The organism is Methylobacterium sp. W2 (assembly GCF_020662345.1).
GTDB lineage: Bacteria > Pseudomonadota > Alphaproteobacteria > Rhizobiales > Beijerinckiaceae > Methylobacterium.
The window spans coordinates 33,314-56,900 of the sequence record NZ_VMOA01000005.1 but is presented as its reverse complement, the minus strand read 5'-3'; the positions used below and the strand labels follow the sequence as shown (position 1 = coordinate 56,900).

General features: G+C 67.0%; 19 protein-coding genes. 6 read left to right on the top strand and 13 right to left on the bottom strand.

Annotated elements, in window-relative coordinates; genetic code table 11:
* Window positions 1-50 precede the first annotated feature (50 nt).
* Genes rsmA through lptF form a run of 5 tightly spaced genes read right to left on the bottom strand, consistent with a single transcriptional unit; the run spans window position 51 to window position 6,929 of the window.
* Entirely contained in the window at window positions 51-887 is an 837-nt protein-coding gene (gene rsmA / locus FPV16_RS04140) for a 16S rRNA (adenine(1518)-N(6)/adenine(1519)-N(6))-dimethyltransferase RsmA (RefSeq protein ID WP_227436293.1), read from the bottom strand.
* Window positions 884-1,903 carry a 4-hydroxythreonine-4-phosphate dehydrogenase PdxA gene (gene pdxA, locus FPV16_RS04135; RefSeq protein ID WP_227436292.1) on the bottom strand — a complete coding sequence of 340 codons (1,020 nt, stop codon included), beginning with the start codon at window positions 1,901-1,903 and terminating at the stop codon, window positions 884-886. The genes rsmA and pdxA overlap by 4 nt, the downstream gene beginning before the upstream one ends.
* Before the next feature lie 49 nt (window positions 1,904-1,952).
* The gene (locus FPV16_RS04130; RefSeq protein WP_227436291.1) at window positions 1,953-4,604 is read right to left on the bottom strand and encodes an LPS-assembly protein LptD; all 2,652 of its coding nucleotides are present in this window, start codon (window positions 4,602-4,604) and stop codon (window positions 1,953-1,955) included.
* Window positions 4,605-4,660: 56 nt separating this feature from the next.
* A complete protein-coding gene (gene lptG / locus FPV16_RS04125) occupies window positions 4,661-5,749 on the bottom strand; it encodes an LPS export ABC transporter permease LptG (protein ID WP_227436290.1) in 1,089 nt (362 codons plus the stop codon).
* A 10-nt stretch (window positions 5,750-5,759) separates the two neighbouring features.
* Entirely contained in the window at window positions 5,760-6,929 is a 1,170-nt protein-coding gene (gene lptF, locus FPV16_RS04120) for an LPS export ABC transporter permease LptF (protein ID WP_227436289.1), read from the bottom strand.
* Window positions 6,930-7,167: 238 nt separating this feature from the next.
* Between lptF and FPV16_RS04115 the strand changes: the two genes are divergently transcribed.
* The 4 genes from FPV16_RS04115 (at window position 7,168) to msrP (ending at window position 12,329) form a co-directional block, all read left to right on the top strand.
* Complete coding sequence (locus FPV16_RS04115) at window positions 7,168-8,664, top strand: leucyl aminopeptidase (RefSeq protein WP_227436288.1); 1,497 nt, start codon at window positions 7,168-7,170, stop codon at window positions 8,662-8,664.
* Window positions 8,664-9,443: a hypothetical protein gene (locus FPV16_RS04110; protein ID WP_227436287.1), complete on the top strand. Its 780-nt coding sequence runs from the start codon at window positions 8,664-8,666 to the stop codon at window positions 9,441-9,443. The genes FPV16_RS04115 and FPV16_RS04110 overlap by 1 nt, the downstream gene beginning before the upstream one ends.
* Before the next feature lie 98 nt (window positions 9,444-9,541).
* Window positions 9,542-11,233 (top strand): AMP-binding protein, encoded by a 1,692-nt coding sequence (locus FPV16_RS04105; RefSeq protein ID WP_227436471.1) that lies wholly within the window; start codon window positions 9,542-9,544, stop codon window positions 11,231-11,233.
* Window positions 11,234-11,372: 139 nt separating this feature from the next.
* Window positions 11,373-12,329, top strand: a complete 957-nt coding sequence (msrP, locus tag FPV16_RS04100; RefSeq protein WP_227436286.1) for a protein-methionine-sulfoxide reductase catalytic subunit MsrP — start codon at window positions 11,373-11,375, stop codon at window positions 12,327-12,329.
* A gap of 12 nt (window positions 12,330-12,341) precedes the next feature.
* Here msrP and FPV16_RS04095 read toward each other — a convergent pair whose 3' ends face one another.
* The 6 genes from FPV16_RS04095 to carB all read right to left on the bottom strand — a co-directional run bounded on the left by FPV16_RS04095 (window position 12,342) and on the right by carB (window position 20,159).
* Window positions 12,342-13,232 carry a LysR family transcriptional regulator gene (locus FPV16_RS04095; RefSeq protein ID WP_227436469.1) on the bottom strand — a complete coding sequence of 297 codons (891 nt, stop codon included), beginning with the start codon at window positions 13,230-13,232 and terminating at the stop codon, window positions 12,342-12,344.
* A gap of 232 nt (window positions 13,233-13,464) precedes the next feature.
* Window positions 13,465-14,439 (bottom strand): thioredoxin-disulfide reductase, encoded by a 975-nt coding sequence (gene trxB / locus FPV16_RS04090; protein WP_227436284.1) that lies wholly within the window; start codon window positions 14,437-14,439, stop codon window positions 13,465-13,467.
* Window positions 14,440-14,453: 14 nt separating this feature from the next.
* Window positions 14,454-15,482, bottom strand: a complete 1,029-nt coding sequence (locus tag FPV16_RS04085) for a mitochondrial fission ELM1 family protein (protein WP_227436467.1) — start codon at window positions 15,480-15,482, stop codon at window positions 14,454-14,456.
* A 34-nt stretch (window positions 15,483-15,516) separates the two neighbouring features.
* Window positions 15,517-16,053 carry a hypothetical protein gene (locus tag FPV16_RS04080; RefSeq protein ID WP_227436282.1) on the bottom strand — a complete coding sequence of 179 codons (537 nt, stop codon included), beginning with the start codon at window positions 16,051-16,053 and terminating at the stop codon, window positions 15,517-15,519.
* Between the two features lie 17 nt (window positions 16,054-16,070).
* Window positions 16,071-16,547 carry a transcription elongation factor GreA gene (gene greA, locus FPV16_RS04075; RefSeq protein WP_187273304.1) on the bottom strand — a complete coding sequence of 159 codons (477 nt, stop codon included), beginning with the start codon at window positions 16,545-16,547 and terminating at the stop codon, window positions 16,071-16,073.
* A gap of 126 nt (window positions 16,548-16,673) precedes the next feature.
* Window positions 16,674-20,159: a carbamoyl-phosphate synthase large subunit gene (gene carB, locus FPV16_RS04070; protein ID WP_227436280.1), complete on the bottom strand. Its 3,486-nt coding sequence runs from the start codon at window positions 20,157-20,159 to the stop codon at window positions 16,674-16,676.
* A 317-nt stretch (window positions 20,160-20,476) separates the two neighbouring features.
* On the opposite strand from carB, the gene FPV16_RS04065 reads away from it, so the two are divergent.
* Window positions 20,477-20,917 (top strand): pseudoazurin, encoded by a 441-nt coding sequence (locus FPV16_RS04065; RefSeq protein WP_413629175.1) that lies wholly within the window; start codon window positions 20,477-20,479, stop codon window positions 20,915-20,917.
* 51 nt (window positions 20,918-20,968) lie between these two features.
* Here the strand turns inward: FPV16_RS04065 and FPV16_RS04060 are convergent, their stop codons facing one another.
* Both FPV16_RS04060 and carA read right to left on the bottom strand, forming a co-directional pair.
* Window positions 20,969-21,346, bottom strand: a complete 378-nt coding sequence (locus FPV16_RS04060) for a hypothetical protein (protein ID WP_227436278.1) — start codon at window positions 21,344-21,346, stop codon at window positions 20,969-20,971.
* Window positions 21,347-21,548: 202 nt separating this feature from the next.
* Window positions 21,549-22,787 (bottom strand): glutamine-hydrolyzing carbamoyl-phosphate synthase small subunit, encoded by a 1,239-nt coding sequence (carA, locus tag FPV16_RS04055; RefSeq protein ID WP_227436276.1) that lies wholly within the window; start codon window positions 22,785-22,787, stop codon window positions 21,549-21,551.
* Window positions 22,788-23,004: 217 nt separating this feature from the next.
* Here carA and FPV16_RS04050 point away from each other — a divergent pair, with 217 nt between their 5' ends.
* A complete protein-coding gene (locus tag FPV16_RS04050; protein ID WP_227436273.1) occupies window positions 23,005-23,466 on the top strand; it encodes a GatB/YqeY domain-containing protein in 462 nt (153 codons plus the stop codon).
* The last annotated feature ends 121 nt before the right edge of the window (window positions 23,467-23,587 follow it).

The window sequence follows — 23,587 nt, the reverse complement described above, 5'->3', positions numbered from 1 at the left end:
GCCGCAAGGGCGTCGCCGGGCTCAGGTGACGTCCGTAGTCCGGGCGGGATTCAGTCCAGCGCCCGCGCCATCGCAACGAAGCCGGCCACCGGGACCTCCTCTGCGCGGGCAGTCTCGGCGATGCCCGCCGCGTCGAGCAGGCGCGCCGGATCGGGCGTGGCGGCCTTCAGGCTCTGGCGCAGCATCTTGCGGCGCTGGCCGAACGCCGCTCGCGTCACCCGTTCGAGCGCTGTCACCGAACAGGGCAGGGGGGCGCGCCTCGGCTTCAAGTGGACGACGCTCGATGTCACCTTGGGCGGCGGCACGAAGGCCGAAGGCGCCACGTCGAACAGGATATTCGCCTCGGTGCGCCAGCCGCAGAGGACGCCGAGGCGCCCGTAATTCGCCCGGTCCGATTCATCCGCGACGATCCGCTCGGCGACCTCGCGCTGGAACATCAACGTGAGGGAGTCCCACCAGGGCGGCCAGACCGCTTCGGTAAGCCATCCCGTCAGCAGCGGCGTCCCGACATTGTAGGGGAGGTTGGCGACGATCCGCACCAGCCTATCGCCCACGAGGGGGCGCGGATCGAATTTCAGCGCGTCGGCGTCGATCACATCGAGGCGGCCCGGATAGTGGGCGGCAATCTCGGCCAGAGCCGGCAGGGCGCGGGGATCGCGCTCGATGGCGACCACGCGGGCGGCGCCGGCGGAGAGGAGGGCGCGGGTCAGGCCGCCGGGGCCCGGCCCCACCTCCACCACCGTGACCCCCTCCAGGGGGCCGGCGGCGCGGGCGATCCGCCCGGTCAGGTTGAGGTCGAACAGGAAGTTCTGCCCCAGCGCCTTCTTCGGCGCGAGGTCGTGCTTCAGCACCACGTCCCGCAGAGGGGGAAGTCCGTCCTCGCTCACGCGTGTTGCCCCGCCAGTCTGGCGGCGAGCCGCAGGGCGCCCATCAGACTGTCCGGCCGCGCCACGCCCTTGCCCGCGATGTCGAAGGCGGTGCCGTGATCGGGCGAGGTCCGGATGAAGGGCAGGCCCAGCGTGACGTTGACGCCATCGTCGAAGGCGATGGTCTTGATCGGGATCAGAGCCTGGTCGTGGGTCGGCGTCAGCGCGACGTCGTAGGTCGCGCGGGCACGGGGATGGAACAGCGTGTCCGCCGGAAGCGGTCCTCTGATATCGATCCCTTCGTCCTGGAGCTGCGCCACGGCGGGTTCCAGGACGTCGCGGTCTTCCGTCCCCATCGTGCCGGCCTCGCCCGCATGGGGGTTCAGCCCCGACAGGACGAGGCGCGGATGCGCGATGCCGAAGCGCTCCATCAGATCCCGCGCCACGATGCGCGCCGTCCGGACGACGAGGTCCTGGGTCAACAGATCGGGCACGCGGCGCAGGGCGACGTGGATCGTCACCGGAACTACCGCCAGGGTCTCGCTCCACAGCATCATCACGGGGAGCGGCGCGGCCTTGCCGGGCTCGGCCGCCAGGGCCGCGAGGAATTCGGTATGGCCGGGATAGGCGAAGCCGACACTGGTGAGAACGTATTTCGCGATCGGATTGGTGACGAGGGCGATCGCCTCGCCCGACCGAACCAGACCGACAGCCGTCATGATCGATTCGAGGGTCGCGCCGGCATCGGCCGCGCTCGGCCGTCCCGCCACCGCACCGACGCGGGCGCCGCTCGGCAGGGGCATCACCGGAAGTGCGCGGGGAAAGACCTCGACCGCGAGATCGGGGCCGACCTCCGCCACCGGGACCTGAAAGCCGAGGCTGCTTGCCCGCGCCTCGATGAAATCGGGGTCGCCGATGAGGAAGAACGGCGGAAGCCCGGCGCTCGCATCCCGTGCGAGCCACGCCATGAGAGCGATCTCGGGCCCGATGCCGGCGGGATCGCCCATCGTGAGCGCAATGGGTCTGTGCACCGTCATGGCCTGTTGTCGTCGCCGGATGAAGGCGAGGCCGGGCTCGCGCCCGATCTCACCGGGTGGCCGCAATGCCGTCGGCCGTGCTCGCGATGTTGACGTTCTGGCGCAGGTCGACCTCGCCGAGGGTCTTCAGCTCGATACGCAGCAGCACGGTGCGGTTGCGCTCCGTCACCCCGAGGGCAGCGGCCGTCGGAGAGACGATGTAGTTGAGCGAGAAGGTGGTGCACTCGTCCTGATAACCGCCGCCGACGCTCAAGCCGGCGAGGTTGGCGCGGCCGGGATTGGTATAGACCGGCGCAGCACCCACGGGATTGGCGAGATAGGCGGTGTAAGCGTTGGCGAAGGTATCGCGCACGTCGAGATAGTGCGTGAGATCGACGAGGGCCGAGCCGGTGACGAACCAGTTCGGGGTGATGTGGTAGGTCGCCGAGGCGGTCAGGCCCTCTCTCCGGTTGTTGAATCCGAGCATGGGCTGAGCGGCGTAATAGGAATAGAACATCGACAGGTCGATGGGCGCGAACGGGGCGAGGCGCGCGATGACGCCCGATTCCAGACGGTTGACGGTGAAGTCCCGCTGTTCGAACCGCGCACGGGTGACGAAGCTGATATTCTGGTTCGGGGAGAGCTGGAATCGTCCGACGTAATCGGATTGCCGCCGCTCCAGGCCGGAATCGAGACCGACATTGGCGAGATCGCCGCGCCGGAACGAGTTGACCCCGGCGACCTGGATGGATTCACCGAACATCACGTTCGCGTACCAGCCCGACGGCGTCACCACCGAGTATTGCGCGCCGAGATTGGTGCGGACGCCCCCTTCGACACGGTCGTAGCCCGAGAACTTGTCCCACTCGAACAGCGACGTGTCGTCGAAGACGAGGCTCTGCGCGTCCTCGTTGGGCAGGCGGCCGATATGGGTCTCACTCGGACGGATCACGACCTGCGCGATCGGTTCGAGGGTGTGGACGCCGAGAGGGCCGAAATTGCTCACGAAGGGATAGCGGTAATCGAGACCCACCGCCGGCATCACCCGGCCCGAGAAATCCGAATCCGTGGTGCTGATCGTTTGCGCCAGGGCGTTCTGATAGCCGGAATTGCGCGGGTCGACGAAGAAGGCGTCCGTGCGCAGATAAGCGAAGGGCGTGAAGACCTGGCCGGCATCGTCGATGAAGGTCCGGCGCCATGACAGCTGCGCGGATGCGCGCGTGTTGCTCCCCGACAGGCCGCGGATGATGCAGGTGCTACGCGTGAAGGTGGTGCAGGTGTCGTAGAGCGAATAGGTCGTCCCGTTGACCGTGGGGTTGAAGTAGTAGGAGCCCGTGCGCGGGATGGCCTGGAAGTCCGTGGCTTCGCGGTCGAGATGGGTGATGTTGGCCTCGAAGCGCACTTCGCCGCCGAGGAAGCCCGGACCGTTGATGCGCTTGTCGTAATCGATCACCGGCGCGACGACCGGCTGCTCCTTCTGCCAATCGTAGCTCGACAGGCCCTTGAAATAGTAGGCGCGCGCCTCAAACCACGAGCGGTCACCCTGGCCGATCAGATAGGCCGTCGACACCGCCTCGCGGAAATAATCCGTCGTGATGCTCGAATTGCGGACGCGGTAGTTGTCGAGGAACCATTTGTCGGTGACGCCGACCACGTCCCAGCCGGTTCGCCAGCGGTCGTTGATGTAGAACTGGCCCGTGGACTCGATGGAACCACGGAAGTCGCGGTCGCCCGCGCCGAGCGGGCCGGGGAGGAAGGCGCTGGGCGTCGTCTGGAAGATGCCGCTGGCGCGGATGGTGTAGGTTCCGGTGTCGAGCCGGTGGCGCAACTCACCCTGGCCGAGGATACCCTGCTCGCTCAGGAAGGACGGCGATAGGGTGATGTCGAAATTCGGCGCGACGTTAATGAAGAACGGCGTCGAGATGCCGCTGCCGAGGGCGGTGGAGGTGATGAAGCGCGGCGTGAGGAAGCCGGTCTTGCGCTTCACCGTCGGATCCGGCGCCTCGAAATACGGCAGGTAGCCCACGGGGATGCCGGCGATCTCGAGGGTCGATTCCTCGAACCCGATGATGTGCGTCTCGTTGTTGTGGATGATCTTGGCGGCGCGCACCTGCCACAGCGGCGGCGTCTCCGGATTGTTCTTGCACGGCTCGCAGGCGGTGTAGGTACCGGATTCAAAGGTCGTCTGCTCGCCGTCCACCCGCTCGCCGCGCGGCGCGGAGAAGCGCGTGCGGACCGGCTGGCCCCGCATCTCGACGGTCTGCTGGATGCGCAGGGCGTCGACGAACCCGTTCCGGAAATCGTCCGTCAGCTCCATCGTATCGCCGGTCACGACGGCACCGGTCTCGTCGGTGAGACGGACGTTGCCTTCGGCGAAGACGCGGCTGCTGGCGCGGTCGTAGCGCACGCGGTCGGCCTGAAGGGTGCGCGGACCGTAATGCAGCTCGGCATTGCCGCGCGCCGTGACGGTGTTGTTGTCGTTGTCGTAGATCAGCTCGGCGGCCTCGACGAGGAGTCGCTCGGCCGGCTTGCCCGTGGGCGCTGGCTGCGGGGCTGCCTTGGGCGCCACAGCGGATTTGGGCGCCGCAGCCTTGCGGGCCTGGCCCTTGTCACTCCGGCCGGCCGTCTGCGCGCTCGCTCCATCGGAGCCGAGCATGAGCGCGGCGCTGGAGACGAACGCCAGCAACCCGGCGAGCTTCGCGATGTCGGAGACTGTACGCAACCCGTGTCCCAACCTCTGCCTCGGCCTCGTTTCGCGTCCCGTCACCGACAACGGCATCAGCCGTCCTCCTGATAGAGAAGCGTGAGCGTACCGAGAAGACTCCCTACCACGGCCGGGAACCATGCCGCCACCGGGGGCGACACGATGCCTGATGCGCCGAGGCCCTCCATGACCTGCCGCGCGACGTAGAGGAAGAACCCCGCCGCCACACCGCCAAGCACAAGCTTACCCACTCCACCAAAGCGGAAGAACCTTAAGGAAACGCTGGCTGCCACGAGCACCATGGCAACGAAGAGAATGGGCCTCGCCATGAGAACATCATACTGGAGTCGGTAGCGCGTCGCATCCAACCCCGCCCTCTCCGTGCGTGCGATGGTCTCGTTCAGTTGCCAGAAAGGCACAGATTCCGGGGGCGTGAAGCGCTGCTTCACCTGTCCGGCGTCGAGGTTCGAGGCGAGGATATAGGTGTCGTAGCTCTCGGGAGGCTGGCCCTTGGCGAGGAGCCGCGCGTCCTGAAGGGTCCAGTAGCCGTCATGCAGCGTCGCCCGCGCGGCCTCGATCTGCGATAGAAAGACCCCAGCCTCGTCGAACGTATAGACCGATACGCCGGCCAGGGTGGTGGTGCCCTCGATCGCCGTCCCGGCGCGCAGGATCGCCTGTCCGTCGAGGCTGTTCTGGCGGATCCACAGATCCTTGCCGGAATTCGCCTTCGTGGATTTCGCGAAGATCTTCGCCTCGATCTCGGTAGAGCGCTGCTTCATCGCGGCGGAGACCGGATTGTAGATCCCCACCGTGAAGGCTCCGATGGCCAGCGCCACCAGGATGCCGGGCTGGAGGAACTGCCAGGCCGAGATGCCCGCGGCCCGCGCCACCACGAGTTCGAGCTTGCGCGACAGCTGAAGCAGCGCCGCCATGGAGCCGAACAGGATCGCGAAGGGCAGCACGCCCTCGGCCACCGCCGGGGTGCGATAGAGCGAGAGCTGAGCCATCAAACTTGTGGATGCGCCCTCGGTGTCGCCCGCCCGCCGCAGCAATTCGACGAAATCCAGGGTGTAGACCAGGGCGAAGACGGTGATGAACACGCCGAGCACCGTGCGCAGGAAGCGCAGGGCGAAGTAACGTCCGAGGGTGAAGCCGATCATCATGGCGGCGGCCTCACCCGTCGCCGAGGCGCGGCCGCCGCATCACGGTGCGGCCGAGATTCGAGAGGGTCCTGGAGACGCGCGCGTTCCAATCCCGTACCGCGGCCCCGTTGAAGACGACGAGGCAGGAGATCGCCAGCGCCAGGGCCGGGGCGGCATAGATCGCGATCACGGCGCCTTGGCTTCGCACCGCCGCGCTGCTGGCGGCAAAGCCCGCGATGCGCAGGACGATGACGGCGACGACGGCGCCCGCCATGGCGAGGCCGCGCCCCTGGCGCGTCGTGCGCGGGTCGCCCAAAGCGGCGAAGGCGATGAGGGTCAGGGCAAGCGGGTAGAGCCAGGCCGAAAGTCGGTCATGCACCTCGGCGCGGAAGCGACCCTTCTGCGACTGGTAATAGGTCTCGCTCGTATCGGGGAAGAGAAGCTGCGCGGTCGACCGTTCGCGCGGCTTGTAGACGATCTCGCCGTCGGGCGGGGTGAAGGCCGCGAGATCCACCGTGTAGCGCTCGAAGGTGATGATCGAAGAATCCCGCGAATCCTTCTGCTGCCGATGGATGCTGCCCTTCTCGAGGGCGAGATAGCTCTGGCCCTCGTAATCCACAGCCTGCCCCTGCTCGGCGAGATAGACCACCGTCTTTCCGGCTTCGCGCTTGTCCTGGATGAAGATGCCCTGGAGCGTTCCGCCCGGGCCGCGCTCGCGGAAATGGAAGGTGATGCCGCTGTCGAGTTCGGTGAACTGGCCCTCCTTCACCACGTTCGCGATGAAGTCGCCGCGCACACGGGTCAGGACGTCGCGCAGTTCCTGGAACGAGGACGGCATCACCTGGATCGTCAGGAAGGCGACGCCGGCGCTCACGATGAGCCCCAGGGTCAGGAATGGGCGAAGAATGCGCCGCGGCTGCATGCCGGCCGCCGACATGACGATGAGCTCGGAATCGCCGTTCAGCCGGTTCAGGGCGTAGACCACGGCGATGAACAGGGCCACGGGCGCGATCACGGTGATCAGCGTCGGCACCGACAACCCGGTGATCAGGAAGAAGACGATGAGGGTCTGGCCCTTGGCCGTAATCAGGTCGAGTTCGCGCAGGGCCTGCGTCACCCAGATCGTGCCCGTGAGGCCGATCAGGCAAGCGAGGAACGCCCCGGCCGCGATCCTGAATATGTAGCGCTCGATCTGCGTCATCGGATCTCGTGGCGGGCCCTACGCGCGGCTTGCGTGGGACGCGTCCCACGGGCCTTCCTCATGCCCCCCGGCATCGCGCCCGTCCACCGATGTCGATCGCCTTGGGGCGCTCCAAATCAGGCGGTTTCGCGGCGGCCGGATCACGTTGCGTTCTTCGCATCAACGGGTACACAGGGAGCGTCGCGGCGCCGCGTGTCGGGCCGCACGGACCAATTCAGATCTTCGGAAAGCGTGACTTATGGCGGACGGTATCACGATCGCATTCGGGCCGCTCGGTTCGGTCGGCCAGGGCGACGTCGTTCTCTTCGTCGGCGATGATCTGGCTCTCTCGCCCGCGGTCACTCAGGCCTTCGGCCGCGGCGCGGCCGACCTGGTGGCGCGCGCCGCCGCGAGCGAGCGTTTCAAGGGCAAGTCGCTGACCTCCCTGGCGCTGCCGGCCCCCGCCGGGCTCGATGCCGACCGGCTCCTCGTCATCGGCCTCGGTTCGGAGAAAGACCGCGCCAAGATCGATTGGCCGGCGCTCGGCGGCTATGCCGCGAGCAAGGTGAGCGGCCGCCAGGCCCATGTGGCCCTCGATTGGCCCGGTTCTTCGGTGAGCCCGGCGAACGCCGCCGATTTCGCCCTCGGTGCGCGTCTGCGCGCCTACAGCTTCGACCGCTACAAGACGAAGAAGAAGCCGGAGGGCGAGGAAGGCCGCGTCACCGCGCTCACCCTCATGGTCGCCGACCCCTCGGGTGCGGAGGCGGCTTCCAAGGTCTCGGAGGCCGTGGCCGGCGGCGTTCTCCTTGCCCGTGAGCTCATCAACGAGCCGCCGAACGTGCTCTACCCCGAGGAGTTCGCGCGGCGCGCCGAGGAATTGACCAAGCTCGGCGTCGAGGTCGAGGTCCTCGGCCCCGGCAAGCTCGAGGCCCTCGGCATGGGAGCGCTTCTCGCCGTAGCTCAGGGCTCCACGCGCGAGGCCCGCGTCGTCGTCATGCGCTGGAACGGCGGCGATGATGCCTCGGAGGCGCCGATCGCCTTCATTGGCAAGGGCGTCTGCTTCGATTCCGGCGGCATCTCGATCAAGTCCGCCGGCGGCATGGAAGACATGAAGGGCGATATGGGCGGCGCCGCCTGCGTCGTCGGCACGATGTTCGCGCTCGCCTCGCGCAAGGCGAAGGTCAACGCCATCGGCGCCATCGGCATCGTCGAGAACATGCCGGACGGCAACGCCATGCGCCCGGCCGACATCGTCACCTCGATGTCCGGCCAGACCATCGAGATCATCAACACCGACGCCGAGGGGCGCCTCGTCCTCGCCGACGTGATCTGGCACGTGCAGAGCGCCTACAAGCCGAAATTCATGATCGATCTGGCGACGCTCACCGGGGCGATCATCGTCGCCCTCGGCCAGGACATCGCCGGCATGTTCTCCAACGACGATGCGCTCGCGGCCAAGATCGCCGCCGCCAGCGAGGCCACCGGCGAGGCAGTGTGGCGGATGCCGCTCATCCCGGCCTACGACAAGGCCATCGACTCGAAGTTCGCCGACATGAAGAACACCGGCGGGCGCCATGGCGGCGCGGCCACCGCCGCCTCCTTCATCAAGCGCTACGTCAACGACGTGCCGTGGGCGCATCTCGACATCGCCGGCGTTGCGATGTCGTCGAGCCCCAGCGAGATTAATCGGAGCTGGGGCGCCGGCTGGGGTGTGCGTCTCCTCGACCGGCTCGTGCGCGACAATTACGAGGCGTGATGCCATCCGGCGGCTCGCCGGTGGCGCGGCACCTCCCGGCGGCGGCGTTTCCCCCTGCCGCCGCAGGCTTTCCTCTCGCAACCGCGGCGTTTCCCCTCGCCGCTGCGGGCTTGGCCGTCTGCGCGGCTGCCGTGACCGGCCTGAGCCAAGCGTCGGCGTTGCCGCCTGAGATCGCCGCGCGGTTCTATGGGTTCTTCCTCCAGCAATACCCGCTCTTCACCTTCGCGCTGATCTACGCTCTCGCGCGGATCGTCGCGATGGCAGCGACGAGCACCGCGTCACGTCTCCGGCGCGTCGTCGGTGCCCTGGTTGGGGCCACGCTGCTCTTCGCGCTCAGCCTCTATCCGACCTTCGGCGGTCTCGTTCTCCGCGCGGGCTTCGCCACCGGCGGCATGACCTTCCTCACCTACCAGCCCATGAATGCGGCCTTTGCCATCGGCGCCGCGGCATCGGCTTTCGTCTTCGGGTCGGCCTTGGCCGTCAGCCGAATCCTGATCGGCGGTGGTGCGTCCGCCCCGTCATGGGGCCGCCGTCTTGCGGTCGGTCTCTTCCACTGCGGAACGGGCTTTCTCGCCCTGTGGTTCGCCTTCGCGGTGATCGGGCAGGCCCATCCAGCCGGTTTCGGCCCCTGGCCCCGCCGCGCCCTATCGGTCGGCGAGACAGGGGTGGGAGTGTCCCTGGTCCTCGCCGCGTTTCTGCCCCATGCCATCCTGGTCTGGCTGGCACTTCGTGGCAGATCCCGACGTAAGTCACCCGATGTACGATCGATTGCGGCTTGATCCCATACGCGGGACGCCGGAAAAATAGTGCACATGTGAACGAAGGTGGCACCAAGCCGCCCCGCGCATCTAGAGGGAGGATCGAGATGATCCATGGCATGGCCCAAGGGCCGCTTTCCGTGCGCCCATGGCTTTCCATGTATCCGCCCGGCGTCCCGGCCGAGATCGATGTCGCGAGCCGGCGCACCCTCGTGGACATCCTGCGCCTCGGCACAACGGAATGTGCCGCCCGCCCGGCGATCCGCTGTTTCGGCAAGTCCATCACCTATGCCGAACTCGGTGCCTCCGCCGACGCGATCGCGGCCTGGCTGGTGGCCGAAGGGTTCGGCAAGGGCGACCGGATCGCCGTCATGATGCCGAACGTGCCGGCCTATCCGGCGGCGATCTACGGAATCCTCCTGACCGGTTGTGTCGTGGTCAATATCAACCCGCTCTACACCCCGCGCGAACTGGCGGTGCAGATCAACGATTCGGGGGCTCGAGCGCTCTTCGTCCTCGAGAATTTCGCCCATACCGTCGCCAGTGCGGGCGCCGACCTCGACCTCGACCGCATCGTCGTCGCCGGACCGGGCGACGGGCTCGGCCTCAAGGGCCGGATCGTCGATCTCGTCTCGCGCCACATCAAGAAGGCGGTGCCTCCCTATCGCCTGCCCGAGGGTAAGACGCTGCGCTTCGAGACGGTCCTGCGCCGCGGCCGAAGCCTGCCGAAAGCGTCGGTGTCGGTCGGGCCGCAGGATCTCGCGTTCCTGCAATATACCGGGGGGACGACGGGCGCCGCCAAGGCCGCCATGCTGACCCATGCCAACGTCGTCGCCAACGTGGCGCAGTGCCGGGTCTGGTTCTGCGTGTCGGAAACCGACGGGGTCGACCGGGTCATGGTCACGGCCCTGCCGCTCTATCACATCTTCGCTCTCACCGGCTGCTTCTTCCTGTTCATGAGCATCGGCGGATGCTGCCTGCTCATTCCCAATCCCCGCGACATCGACGGGTTCGTGAAGACCCTGAAGGGCAACCGCTTCACACATTTCTCCGGAGTGAACACACTGTTCAATCTGTTGAACAACCATCCGAAGATCGCGGAGGTGGATTTCTCCAAGGTCCATTTCGTGATCGCCGGCGGCATGGCCGTGCAGGCCCCCGTGGCGGCCAGGTGGAAGGCGATCACGGGCAAGTCCATCGTCGAGGGCTACGGACTCTCGGAGACCTCACCCGTGGTCTGCGTGAACGACCCGCGGGCGGACTGGACCGGCACGATCGGCTTCCCGGTTCCCTCCACCGATGTGGCGATCCGCGATGCCGAGGGCAGGGACGCCCTCCCCGGCGAGCCCGGCGAACTCTGCGTACGCGGCCCCCAGGTGATGGCGGGCTACTGGAAGCGGCCGGACGAGACCGCGCGGGCGACGACCAGTGACGGCTACTTCCGCACCGGTGACGTGGCGGTTCTCCAGGCGGACGGGCAGGTGCGGATCGTCGACCGGATGAAGGACATGATCCTGGTCTCGGGCTTCAACGTCTACCCGAACGAGGTGGAGGAGATCCTCGTCGGACATCCCGGCGTTCTCGAATGCGCCGTGGTCGGTACGCCATGCGAGGAGACCGGCGAGATGGTCGTGGCGCATGTGGTGCTCAAGGACAGAAGCGTCGGCGTCGAGGCGCTGCGGACCTACGCGCGCTCGCAGCTCACCGGCTACAAGGTGCCGAGGCGCGTCGTCTTCCACGACGCCCTCCCGAAGACCAATGTCGGCAAGGTGCTGCGCCGGGCGCTGCGCGAGGAGATGCCGCGCGCCTGACGTGCCCGCCGATGTAACCCGCGACGGCGTCTCGCCGAATGGTGACGATCGGCCCTGTTGCACGGACGGTCAGCGAGGCCGATCTTCGCGGGACGAGGCCGCCCCGCGCGGCCATCCCTTCTTTGTTCGAGGACGCCACATGTACATCAAGCGGACACGCGGCTGGGAAATGCCTGAGCGCCTCGCCACGCCCGAGAGCGTCTTCCTGAACCGCCGCGCCTTGCTCGGCGGCGCCGCCGGCCTTGCGGCGACCTCGCTTGTCGGCGTGGAGGGCGCGCGCGCCGCCGCCGACCCGACGAGCGGCCTCTATCCGGCCGCGCGCAACGAGGCCTATACCCTCGACCGTCCGCTGACGGCCGAGAAGTTCTCGGCCGATTACAACAACTTTTATGAGTTCGGCACCTCGAAGACCGTGCTGCCGGCGGCCAACGCCCTGAAGACCCGACCCTGGACCATCAAGATCGACGGTTTGGTCGAAAAGCCGTTCGAGATCGGAATCGACGATCTCGTCCGGAAGATGAGCCTGGAGGAGCGCCTCTACCGCCACCGCTGCGTCGAGGCCTGGTCGATGTCGGTGCCCTGGACGGGATTCCCGTTCTCGAAGCTCGTCGCTTTGGCAAAGCCGGCCTCGGGGGCGAAGTACCTCCGCATGGAGACGTTCATGGACAAGTCCATGGCGCCGGGACAGCGCTCGTTCCTGTATCCGTGGCCCTATGTGGAAGGGCTGACGATGGAGGAGGCCAACAACGACCTCGCCTTCATCGCCACCGGTATCTACGGCAAGCCGCTGGCCAACCAGTTCGGCGCGCCGATCCGGCTCGCGGTGCCGTGGAAGTATGGCTTCAAATCAGTGAAGTCGATCGTGAAGCTGTCTTTCGTCGCCGAGCGGCCGAAGACCTTCTGGGAAGGCCTGCAGGCCTCGGAATACGGCTTCTGGGCCAATGTGAACCCGGCGGTCTCGCATCCGCGCTGGAGCCAAGCATCGGAGCGCGTGCTCGGCACCGACCAGCGTGTTCCGACCCTGATCTACAACGGCTATGGCGAGCAGGTGGCCGGGCTCTACAAGGGCCTTGAGAACGAGCGCCTGTTCGTCTGAGCGAGCGTCCGGTCAGTAGGTCCAGCGCTGGGCCTTGGCCACGAGGAAGTCGCGGAAGGCTTGCACGCGGGCGACGGAGCGCATCTCCTCAGCATAGACGAGGTAGCTCTCCATGTGCGGCATCTCGACGTCGCGCAGGACCTGCATGAGACCGGTCTGCCCCTCCACGGCGTAGTCGGGGAGGATGCCGATGCCGGCGCCGGTCTCCATCGCCTTCTGCAGGGCGGCGATGTTGTTCACCGTGAAGTGGATCGTCCGCCGTTCCTGGCCCTCGCGGCCCACTGTCGAGAGCCAGTGAGTCGCCAGCAGGTAGGACGGCTCGTTGCCGCCGAACGACACGAGCCGGTGGTTGTCGAGATCCGCGATCACCTTGGGTTCGCCGAACCGCTTCACGTAATCGGCCGAGGCGAAGGCATGGTAGTGGACCGTGAACAGCCGCCGCTGGATCAGGTCGGGCTGGGCCGGGCGCCGCATCCGGACGGCGACGTCCGCCTCGCGCATGGCGAGATCGAGTTCCTCGTTCGTGAGGATGAGTTCGACGCGCACGTCGGGATAGAGGTCGAGGAACTCGGCGACGCGCTGGGCCAGCCACGAGGTGCCGAGGCCCGTCGTCGTCGTCACCTTGAGGTCGCCGCTCGGCCGCTCGCTCGTTTCCACCAGCCGCGCCCTGGTGTTCTCCAGGCGCAGCTTCATGTCCCGCGCTGCCCGGAACAGCAGGTCGCCCTGCTCGGTCAGGATGAGGCCGCGCGCATGGCGGTGGAAGAGCGGGGCCTTCAACTCCCGTTCGAGGGCGCTGATCTGGCGGCTCACCGCCGATTGGCTCAGGCCGATATCGTCGCCGGCACGCGTGAAGCTGCCGGCTTCGGCAACGTTGAGGAAGATCCGGATCTTGTCCCAGTCCACGGCGTCCAACCCCCTCCCGCAGCCCCGTGCCGACGGCAGGATGTCCGATGTCGGACCCGGTACGGTCAGGCATCGGTTCTTGCCGTGTCTCGGCGTGCCCGGCCGCCGTTTCATGCAGTTCGGCCGGGCAACATGGGACGCCGAGCCGATGGAACTCGGCTCACGCTGGTTTTAGGACAACGATCTTGCGATTAGGTTGATGTCCGACGCAAGGCGCCGAACAAAGATTTCCCTATTCCGCTGCAGCCTGCTGTGGGGTTTCGCCGAGTTCGAGGGCCGCGAGGTACTTTTCCGCCTCCAGGGCCGCCATGCAGCCCATCCCGGCCGCGGTGATCGCCTGCCGGTAGACGTCGTCCGTAACGTCGCCGGCGGCATAGACACCGGGGATCGCCGTCTCGGTGGTACCCGGCTTCGTCTCGATATAGCCGCCATGGCGCATGGCGAGCTGCCCCTCGAAAATCCCCGTTGCCGGCTGATGCCCGATGGCGACGAACACGCCGTCCGCCTTGAGCTCCGTGACCGCGCCCGAGCGCACGTCCTTCAGGCGCAGATGCGTGACGGAGGGCGGCGCCTGCGTGCCGCAGATTTCCTCGATCGCGTGGTGCCAGACCACCTCGACATTGGGATGCTTGAACAGGCGCTCCTGCAGGATGCGCTCGGCGCGAAACTCGCCCCGGCGATGCACCACCGTGACCTTCGCGGCGAGGTTGGCGAGATAGAGCGCCTCTTCCACGGCGGTGTTGCCGCCGCCGACCACCACGACCTCCTTGCCACGGAAGAAGAACCCGTCGCAGGTGGCGCAGGCCGAGACGCCGAAGCCCTGGAACTTGGCCTCGGACGGCAAGCCGAGCCACTTCGCCTGCGCGCCGGTGGCGATGATGAGCGCATCGCAGGTGTAGGTCTCGCCGGAATCCGCTTCCAGATGGAAGGGCCGCGCCTGCAGGTCGACCTTCGTGATGTATTCGGAGACGATCCTGGTACCCACATGCTCGGCCTGGAGCCGCATCTGCTCCATCAGCCATGGACCCTGGATCGGGTCGGCGAAGCCCGGATAGTTCTCGACATCGGTGGTGATCATGAGCTGGCCGCCGGGCTGGAAGCCGGAGATCAGCAGCGGCTCGACCATGGCGCGAGCGGCATAGATGGCGGCGGTGTACCCGGCCGGGCCTGAGCCGATGATGATGAGCTTGGAATGGTGGGGGGCCATGGTTCGGACGTCTCCTACGGCCGCGGCGCAGGTACCAACCCGGCGCGGTGCTCGATATAGGCGCGGGCCATAGCTTCTGCGATGGCCGGCGTCGCGTCGAGGGGGGTGTAATGCAACTCTTCCAGACGACCGGTGAAGGGCTTCAGGGCGCCCACCATGGCCAGTCCGGCAAAGAGCCGCCTGTGCCGAATGTAAGTCTTCGGGAGATCGAAGAGAAGCACCGGCGCACCGCTACTCACCGCTTCTCCCACCATGTTGGCCGAATCCGACGTGACCACGATGGCGTCCGCGAGGGCGAGCAGCGAGACGTAGGGGTTCGTCCCGGAACCGTCCCAGAAAAAGCCGCCCTTTTCCGTGACGAGGCGCTGAAGCGCCGTCCGCAGGGGCGGCGGCGTTCGGCGGGATACCGTGAGCATCAGCGACGATCCGCCATCGGCGAGTTTCGTCAGGCGGGCGAGCAGCCGCTTCATGTCGGCGGAACGATAGCTGAGATGGCGGCTGTCGCCGCCGATCAGGACCGCGACGCGCGGCCCCGGCAACCGGACCAGGCGCGGGTCGGGGGAACGGCGCGCCGCCGCCAGCCGCGCCGCCGTGACCTGATGCGGTGCCGTCAGGGTCGTGAACACGTTCGGCCCGCGAAGATCGTCGTAATCCGGCACCCAGATGAAGTCCGCGGTGTCGTGGCCCGTCCGGGGATCCTTCAGGAACGCGGTGAACGTCCGGCCTTTCGACGCCTTGCGGATCGCGCGCAGATAGGGAACCGCGCGGCGTCCCGAGGCGATCACGATCTCGGGGAACGGGCCGGCCAGGGCACCGCCGCGAAGGCCGGGGCGGTCGCGCGGATCGATCGGTCCCCATGGGGCGAGCCAGCCGAAGGGGGGGCGGGGGGCGACGCGGTGGATCTCGAAATCGAGGCCCAGGGTCTCCGCGAGACCGATGCATTGGTTCTCGTCACCGGCCTTGCCGTCGGTGACGATCCAGGCTCCCACATGCGCCAGGTTGGCGGCGAGGCCGGGGCTGAGGTCCTCTCCAGCAGATCGCATCACGCCGGACGCTCCCGATATCGACATGGCAGCGTCAGTTCGACGGGAATGCCCGGCGCAGCCAGCCGGCATAATGCTGGGCGATCGCGGCAACGCGGCGACGTTCGGAATCCGGATCGTACCACGCCCCGCCCGAGCTCGACGGCAGCGCGGATAGCTGCGGATGCCGGGCCAGAACCTCGCCGCGACGACCGACGATCAAGGCTTCGCCGTCGAGATAGTCGGATTGCGAGCCGCCGCCGAAGCCGCTGCGGCCCCCTTCGCTCCCGGTATAGGGCCGGAGCGACAGGCTCTTGATCCTCACCACCAGAACCGGACCGGCGCCCCCGATCCTGTCCGCGAACTCGCGGTTGAGCGCGCCGAGGAGATCGTCACGCAAGGCTTCCGCCGGCGCGCCGCCGCCCTGCGCCAGGAGCGGCCCCACATCGACGCGGATCACCGACAATTGCGTGGCCCCAAAGGACGACAGGCCCTCGGCCAGGGCAGGGGATGCCATGGCGAGGACGGCCACGAGGCCGATCCAAGCCCGCCGCCAGACCGTGACGGACCAGCGAGATACCGTCTGGCGCATGGTCGAAGCCTCGGGCGTCAAACGCCGTACTGGACCGCGACGACCTCGTAGGATTTGCCACCCCCGGGGGTCGTCACCTCCACCGTGTCCCCGACGCCCTTGCCGATGAGGGCGCGGGCGATGGGGGAGGTGATCGAGACCAGACCCGAACGGACGTCGGCCTCCGGCTCGCCGACGAGCTGGTAGGTCTTCTCTTCCTCGGTATCTTCGTCGACGAGCTTCACCGTGGCGCCGAACTTGATCTTCGTGCCCGACAGCTTGGTGACGTCGATGACCTCGGCCCGGGCGATCATGCTCTCGAGCTCCATCACCCGTCCCTCGTTGTGGGACTGGGCCTCCTTGGCGGCATGATACTCGGCATTCTCCGACAGGTCGCCGAGCGCCCGAGCTTCGGAGATGGCCTGGATGATGCGCTGGCGCTCCACCTGCTGGCGATGCTTCAGCTCGGCTTCCAGCGCAGCGAACCCGCGCACCGTCATCGGAACCTTGTCTATCGTCATCGTCTCGCGCCACAATGAATAGGCCCGGTCGGGAGCGGAACGCTCCCTCCGGGCCAGAGTAAGATGGTCTTGAAGCCTTGGCATCTGCTGTGTCCATCAAGACGGACACCACATCAAATGTTAAGCCGCGAAGTATTCCTGCAAGGCACGGACTTGGAGATCGCCTTCGAGATAGGCCTTGATCCCCTCGGCCGCCGCCATCGCTCCGGCTAGAGTGGTGTAGTACGGCACTTTATGCAAGAGGGCGGCCCGGCGCAGGGAGCGCGAGTCTGCCAGGGCGCCTGCGCCTTCCGTCGTGTTGAACACGAGCTGGATGTCGCCGTTCTTGATCGAATCGACCACGTGCGGCCGACCCTCCAGCACCTTGTTCACCCGCTCCGTGGGGACGCCGTTCTCCACGAGGTAGCGTTGCGTCCCGCTGGTGGCGACGATGGTGAAACCGGCCTCCGACAACTCCCGGATGGCCGGCAGGATGCGGGCCTTGTCGGCGTCACGGACCGAGACGAACACCGCGCCGCTCTTCGGCACGAGGGTGCCCGAGCCGAGCTGGCTCTTGGCGAAGGCGACGCCGAAGCTCGAATCCAGACCGATGACCTCGCCGGTGGAGCGCATCTCCGGTCCGAGCAGGACGTCGACGCCGGGGAAACGGGCGAAGGGGAACACGGCTTCCTTGACGGCGATGTGGTCGAGGACCTTCGGCTCGAGCCCGAAACTCGCCAGCGGCTCGCCGGCCATGACCCGCGCCGCGATCTTGGCGATGGGCTCGCCGATGACCTTGGCGACGAAAGGCACCGTGCGGGATGCCCGTGGGTTCACCTCCAGCACGTAGATCGCGCCGTCCTTGATGGCGTATTGCACGTTCATCAGGCCGCCGACCTGAAGGGCCAGCGCCATCGCCTTCGTCTGGCGCTCCAACTCGGCGATGGTCTCCGGCGAGAGCGAGCGCGAGGGCAGCGAGCAGGCGGAATCGCCCGAATGGATGCCCGCCTCTTCGATGTGCTCCATGATACCGGCGATGTAGACGTCCTTGCCGTCGCAGATGGCATCCACGTCGATCTCGGTGGCATCCGACAGGTAGCGGTCGAACAGGAGCGGATTCTTGCCCAGCACCGTGTTGATCTGGCCGGTCTTGTCGTTGGGGTAGCGGGATTTCACGTCCGACGGGATCAGGCTCGGCAGGGTGTCGAGGAGGTAATCGGCGAACTGGACCTCGTCGCGGATGATCGCCATGGCGCGGCCGCCGAGCACGTAGCTCGGGCGCACCACGAAGGGCAGGCCGAGATCGGAGGCCACGAGGCGGCTCTGCTCGACGGAATAGGCGATGCCGTTCTTCGGCTGCTTCATACCGAGCTTGTCGAGGAGGCGCTTGAACTGGTCGCGGTCCTCGGCGAGGTCGATGGCGTCCGGTGAGGTGCCGAGGATCGGCACGCCGGCCGCTTCGAGGGCGCGGGCGAGCTTCAGCGGGGTCTGGCCGCCGAACTGGACGATGACGCCGTGCAGCGTGCCGGCCTGCCGCTCGGTCTCGATGATCTCGAGCACGTCCTCCTGGGTCAGCGGCTCGAAATAGAGGCGGTCGGAGGTGTCGTAGTCGGTGGAGACCGTCTCCGGATTGCAATTGACCATGATGGTCTCGTAGCCGGCCTCGGTGAGCGCGAAGCACGCGTGACAACAGCAATAGTCGAACTCGATGCCCTGGCCGATGCGGTTGGGTCCGCCGCCGAGGATGATGACCTTCTTCGCGTCGGTCGGCTGCGCCTCGTCCACCACGGTGCCGGCGAAGGGCGCGACGTAGGTGGAGTACATATAGGCGGTGGGCGCCTTGAACTCGGCCGCGCAGGTGTCGATGCGCTTGAAGACCGGGCGGACGCCCAGTGCCCGGCGGGCGGCGCGGACGCTGTCCTCGTCGGTCTTGGCGAGCACGGCGAGGCGGGCATCGGAAAAGCCGGCGGCCTTGAGCTGGCGCAGCGCGCCGGGGGTGTTCGGAATGCCGTGGGCCTTGACCCGGTTCTCCAGGTCGATGATCGCCTGCAGCTGCTCCAGGAACCACGGATCGATCTTGCACGAGGCGTGGACCTCCTCGTGGCTGACGCCGAGGCGGAGCGCCTGTCCCACTTTGAGGAGACGATCCGGCGTCGGCGTGCCGAGAGCCGCCTTGATGGCGTTATGGTCGTCGCCCTTGCCGAGCCCCTCGATCTCGATCTCGTCGAGGCCGGTGAGGCCGGTCTCCAGGGAGCGCAGGGCCTTCTGCAGCGATTCGGCAAAGCAGCGGCCGATGGCCATGGCCTCGCCCACCGACTTCATCGCCGTGGTGAGCGTCGGCTCGGCGCCGGGGAACTTCTCGAAGGCGAAGCGCGGGATCTTGGTGACGACGTAGTCGATGGTCGGCTCGAACGAGGCCGGGGTCGCGCCGCCGGTGATGTCGTTGGCGATCTCGTCGAGGGTGTAGCCCACCGCGAGCTTGGCCGCGACCTTGGCGATGGGGAAGCCCGTGGCCTTGGAGGCCAGCGCCGACGAGCGCGACACGCGCGGGTTCATCTCGATGACGATCATCCGGCCGGTGGCCGGATCGATGGCGAACTGCACGTTCGAGCCGCCGGTCTCCACGCCGATCTCGCGCAGCACCGCGAGCGACGCGTCGCGCATCACCTGGTATTCCTTGTCTGTCAGCGTCAGCGCCGGCGCCACGGTGATGGAATCGCCGGTATGGACGCCCATCGGGTCGATGTTCTCGATGGAGCAGACGATGATGCAGTTGTCGTTCTTATCGCGAACGACCTCCATCTCGTATTCCTTCCAGCCGAGGACGCTCTCTTCGATCAGGACCTCGTTGGTCGGCGAGGCGTCGATGCCGCGCTCGACGATGTCGAGGAATTCTTCCCGGTTGTAGGCGATGCCGCCGCCGGTGCCGCCCATGGTGAAGGAGGGGCGGATGATGGCCGGGAGGCCGACTTCGGCCAGCGCGATCAGGGCCTGCCCGATGGCATGCTCGCCGTAGCGCTTGCGCCGGTCGGATTCGCCCGCATGCCACTTCTTCTCGAAGGCGGTGAGGGCCGCCGGGCGGGCGGCCTCGTCGATGGAGGTCTCGATCCGGGCGATCTCGGCGAGGTACTTTTCGCGATCTACCTTCTTGGCGGCGGATGCGTTGGCGACGGCCGATTTCGGCGTTTCCAGGCCGATCTTGGTCATCGCGTCACGAAACAATTGCCGATCCTCGGCCTTGTCGATGGCCTCGGCCGTGGCGCCGATCATCTGGACGTCGAATTTTTCGAGTATGCCCAGCTTCTTGAGCGAAAGGGCGCAGTTCAAGGCCGTCTGGCCGCCCATCGTCGGCAGCAGGGCGAAGCCGCCGGGAAGGACGTGGCGCTCTTTCTCGATGATCTTGGCGACGATCTCCGGCGTGATCGGCTCGACATAGGTCGCATCCGCCATGTCCGGGTCGGTCATGATCGTCGCCGGGTTCGAATTGACCAGCACGATCCGGTAGCCCTCTTCGCGGAGGGCCTTGCACGCCTGAGTCCCGGAATAGTCGAACTCGCAGGCCTGCCCGATCACGATCGGACCGGCACCGATGATGAGGATCGTGGAGAGGTCGGTGCGTTTCGGCATCGGGCGCCTTGGCTTGCGGACGCGCGCGTCCGTCAAGCGCGGCGCCACAATCTGGAGCGGGCCGGATATGGACGCGAGCGGCGTGAATGATCGTTAGGGTTCGCGTCTACACGCGGCGGGCGGGTTTTGGAAGAGCGCCAAGAGGCTTGGCGACGATTGTGGCCGCCCCGGACGGGCGCCGGTTCGCCACCGAAGACAATCGAACTATAATAACTATAGAACTTGGAAATCGCACAATATTGCGCCCTCGATGGAGCCGTGTAATTGAGACGATCGGCGCCTTGTCGATCTCGAACAAGACTAAATCGAGGATAAGAATGATCAAGCTAGGAACGCTCATGGGCACGCTGGCCCTGTGCATCGCCACCGGCCCCGCCGCTTTCGCCGCCGAGATCGCCGTGAAGACCCTCAATAGCGGACCGGGTGGTCTGATGGTCTTCGACCCCGCCTTCGTGAAACTGGCGCCGGGCGACAGCATCAAGTTCGTCCCCCAGGACAAGGGGCACAATGCCGAGCTGATCAAGGGCATGGCGCCCGAGGGAGCGGAGACCTTCAAGACCGTCCTGGGCAAGGAGGAGGTCGTCACGTTCGACAAGCCCGGGGTCTACGGCATCAAGTGCTCGCCGCATTACCTCATGGGCATGATCGCCGTGGTGGTGGTCGGCGACAAGCCGCAGAACCTCGAGGCGGCCAAGGCGGTGACGCACAACAAGCTCGCCGCCAAGCGGTTCGAGCCCCTGCTCGCTCAGGTTCAGTGACGTGAGAAAGGAGGCGGCGCCAAGCCGCCTCCGACTGCCCGCGCGGTGCCGTCAGAGGCCGATATAGAGGGCGGCCACCGCGCGATCGATGGAGAGATAGAACACGCCGAAGGCCACCGCAGCGGCCGCGGCGAATTCGAGGGCGACGTTGGGCAGGGTCTGCGAGCGGCGCAGGGTCTCGCGGCCGAAATACAGGCTGATCCAGGCGATCGTGAGGACGACGGGCAGGACGAACAGGAAGGACCAGGTGCTCTCGACGGTCTGGGTGCCGCCGGCCGGGTCGATGAGCGCGCGGATGTTGCGGACCCAGGGGGCGTAGCAGGCCGAATACAGGGCGGTCATCCAGGCGAGGGCGACGCCCACACCGAGATGGAACGTGAAGACCCGATGCAGGCGCGAGAAATCATCGCGCGCGTCGTCGAACGTCATGTGGAAAACCCCGTGCTCGTGGCAGCCGGACGATCGTTGCGGCGTCGTCGCCGTGCCGATCGTCGTTGGCTTCGGGGAGTACCGGTCAAAGCCGGGTTTTTTGTGACAGGCGAGGGAACCATTTCGCGAATGCCCCGGCGGCGATCCGCCGGAGCTCATGGGAAGCAGCGAAGATGCGCCCGGCGCGGCGAGCGATACGGCCTTAAGCCGCGCTTGTGGGGGCCGTCTCCGCCTTGCCGCTGCGCATCAGCGCCACGAACCGCTCGAACAGGTAGTGGCTGTCGCGCGGTCCCGGCGAGGCTTCCGGGTGGTGCTGCACCGAGAAGGCCGGGCGATCGGTGAGGGTGAGGCCGCAATTCGAGCCGTCGAACAGCGAGATATGCGTCTCCACCGCCGTGTCGGGCAGGCTGGCCGGATCGACGGCGAAGCCGTGGTTCATCGAGACGATCTCGACCTTCCCCGTGGTCTTGTCCTTGACCGGGTGGTTGGCCCCGTGATGGCCTTGGGCCATCTTCACGGTGCGGCCGCCGAGCGCCAGGCCCATGAGCTGGTGTCCGAGGCAGATGCCGAAGGTCGGCACCTTCTCGTCCAGCAACTCGCGGATCACCGGGACGGCGTATTCGCCGGTGGCGGCCGGATCGCCGGGACCGTTCGACAGGAAGACGCCGTCGGGCTTCATCGCCATGATCGCGGCGGCGGAGGTGGTGGCGGGCACCACGGTGACGTCGCAGCCGGCCTCGGCGAGGAGGCGCAGGATGTTGCGCTTCACCCCGTAATCGATGGCCACGACCTTGAGGCCCTCGCCGATCTGGCGGCTGCCGTAGCCGCTCTTCACGGCCCAGGTCGTCTGCGACCAGTCTGACGTCTCGCGGCTGGTCACCGGCGGAACGAGGTCGAGCCCTTCCATCGGGGCGAGAGCGGCGGCGCGTGCCTTCAGCGCCTCACGATCGAACCGGCCCTCCGGATCGTTGGCGATGACGGCGTTGGGCATGCCGTGGTCGCGGATGAGGGCGGTGAGCGCCCGCGTGTCGATCCCGGTGATGCCGACGATGCCGCGCGCCTTGAGCCAAGCGTCGAGATGGCTCGACGAACGCCAGCTCGACGGGTTGGTGACGGCCGAGGCGATGACCGCGCCGCGCACGCCGGAGGCGGGAGCCGCGTCGAGGCTCTCCAGGTCTTCGTCGTTGGTGCCGGTATTGCCGATATGCGGAAAGGTGAAGGTGACGATCTGGCCGGCATAGGAGGGGTCGGTGAGGATCTCCTGGTAGCCGGTCATCGCCGTGTTGAAACAGACTTCGCCATCGGCGGCCCCGGTCTGGCCGATACCGAATCCTTCGAGGACGGTGCCGTCGGCCAGCACGAGGAGGGCTGTCGCGACGGGCTCGGCCCAGGGTGCGGGCGTGGAGGATGATTGCGCCGGGGCGCCTTCGTCTTGCAGCATCGTCGCGATCTCGCTTATGTCCGGCCGACCCATCGACGCCGGTGCGACGGCGCGTGCGGGTGGCGCATTGTGCGGCGCTCATAACGAGCGGGCCGTGATGGGGTCAATGTGGCCCCTGTTCCCGACCGGCTCAACCACCTCGGTCGGCCGATCACAGCAATTCGCAGACCATCCGGGCGCCGAGCCCAGAGACCACAACCATCCTTAGGAGACGACCATGCTGCGCGCGCGCCTCACCACCGAGATGAAGGAGGCCATGAAGGCCGGCGACAAGGCCAAGCTCGCCACTGTGCGGATGATCCAGGCCGCGTTGAAGGACAAGGACATCGAGGCCCGGGGCCTCGGCAAGGAGCCGGCCTCCGAGGAGGAGATCCTCGCGCTGCTGCAGAAGATGATCAAGCAGCGCAACGAATCGGCCGGCGTCTACGACCAGGGCGGTCGTCCCGAACTCGCCGAGACCGAGCGGGCCGAGGCCGCAATCATCGCGGGCTACCTGCCCCAGCAGATGGACGAGGCCGAGACCCGCGCCGCCATCGAGGCCGCCGTGGCCGAGACCGGCGCGGCCGGCCCCAAGGACATGGGCAAGGTCATCGCCGCCCTGAAGGGCCAATTCGCCGGCCGGATGGATTTCGGCAAGGCGAGCGGGCTGGTGAAGGACGTGCTCAACGCCAAGGCTTGAGGATTTCCGCCGATCGGACCGGACGGTGATGAGGCCCACTCGTCACGGTCCGGTCCGAGGCATGAGCGATGGATGCGTCGAAGCGTTCGGGACTCCTTAAACGCGGTGAGGTAGACTGCAG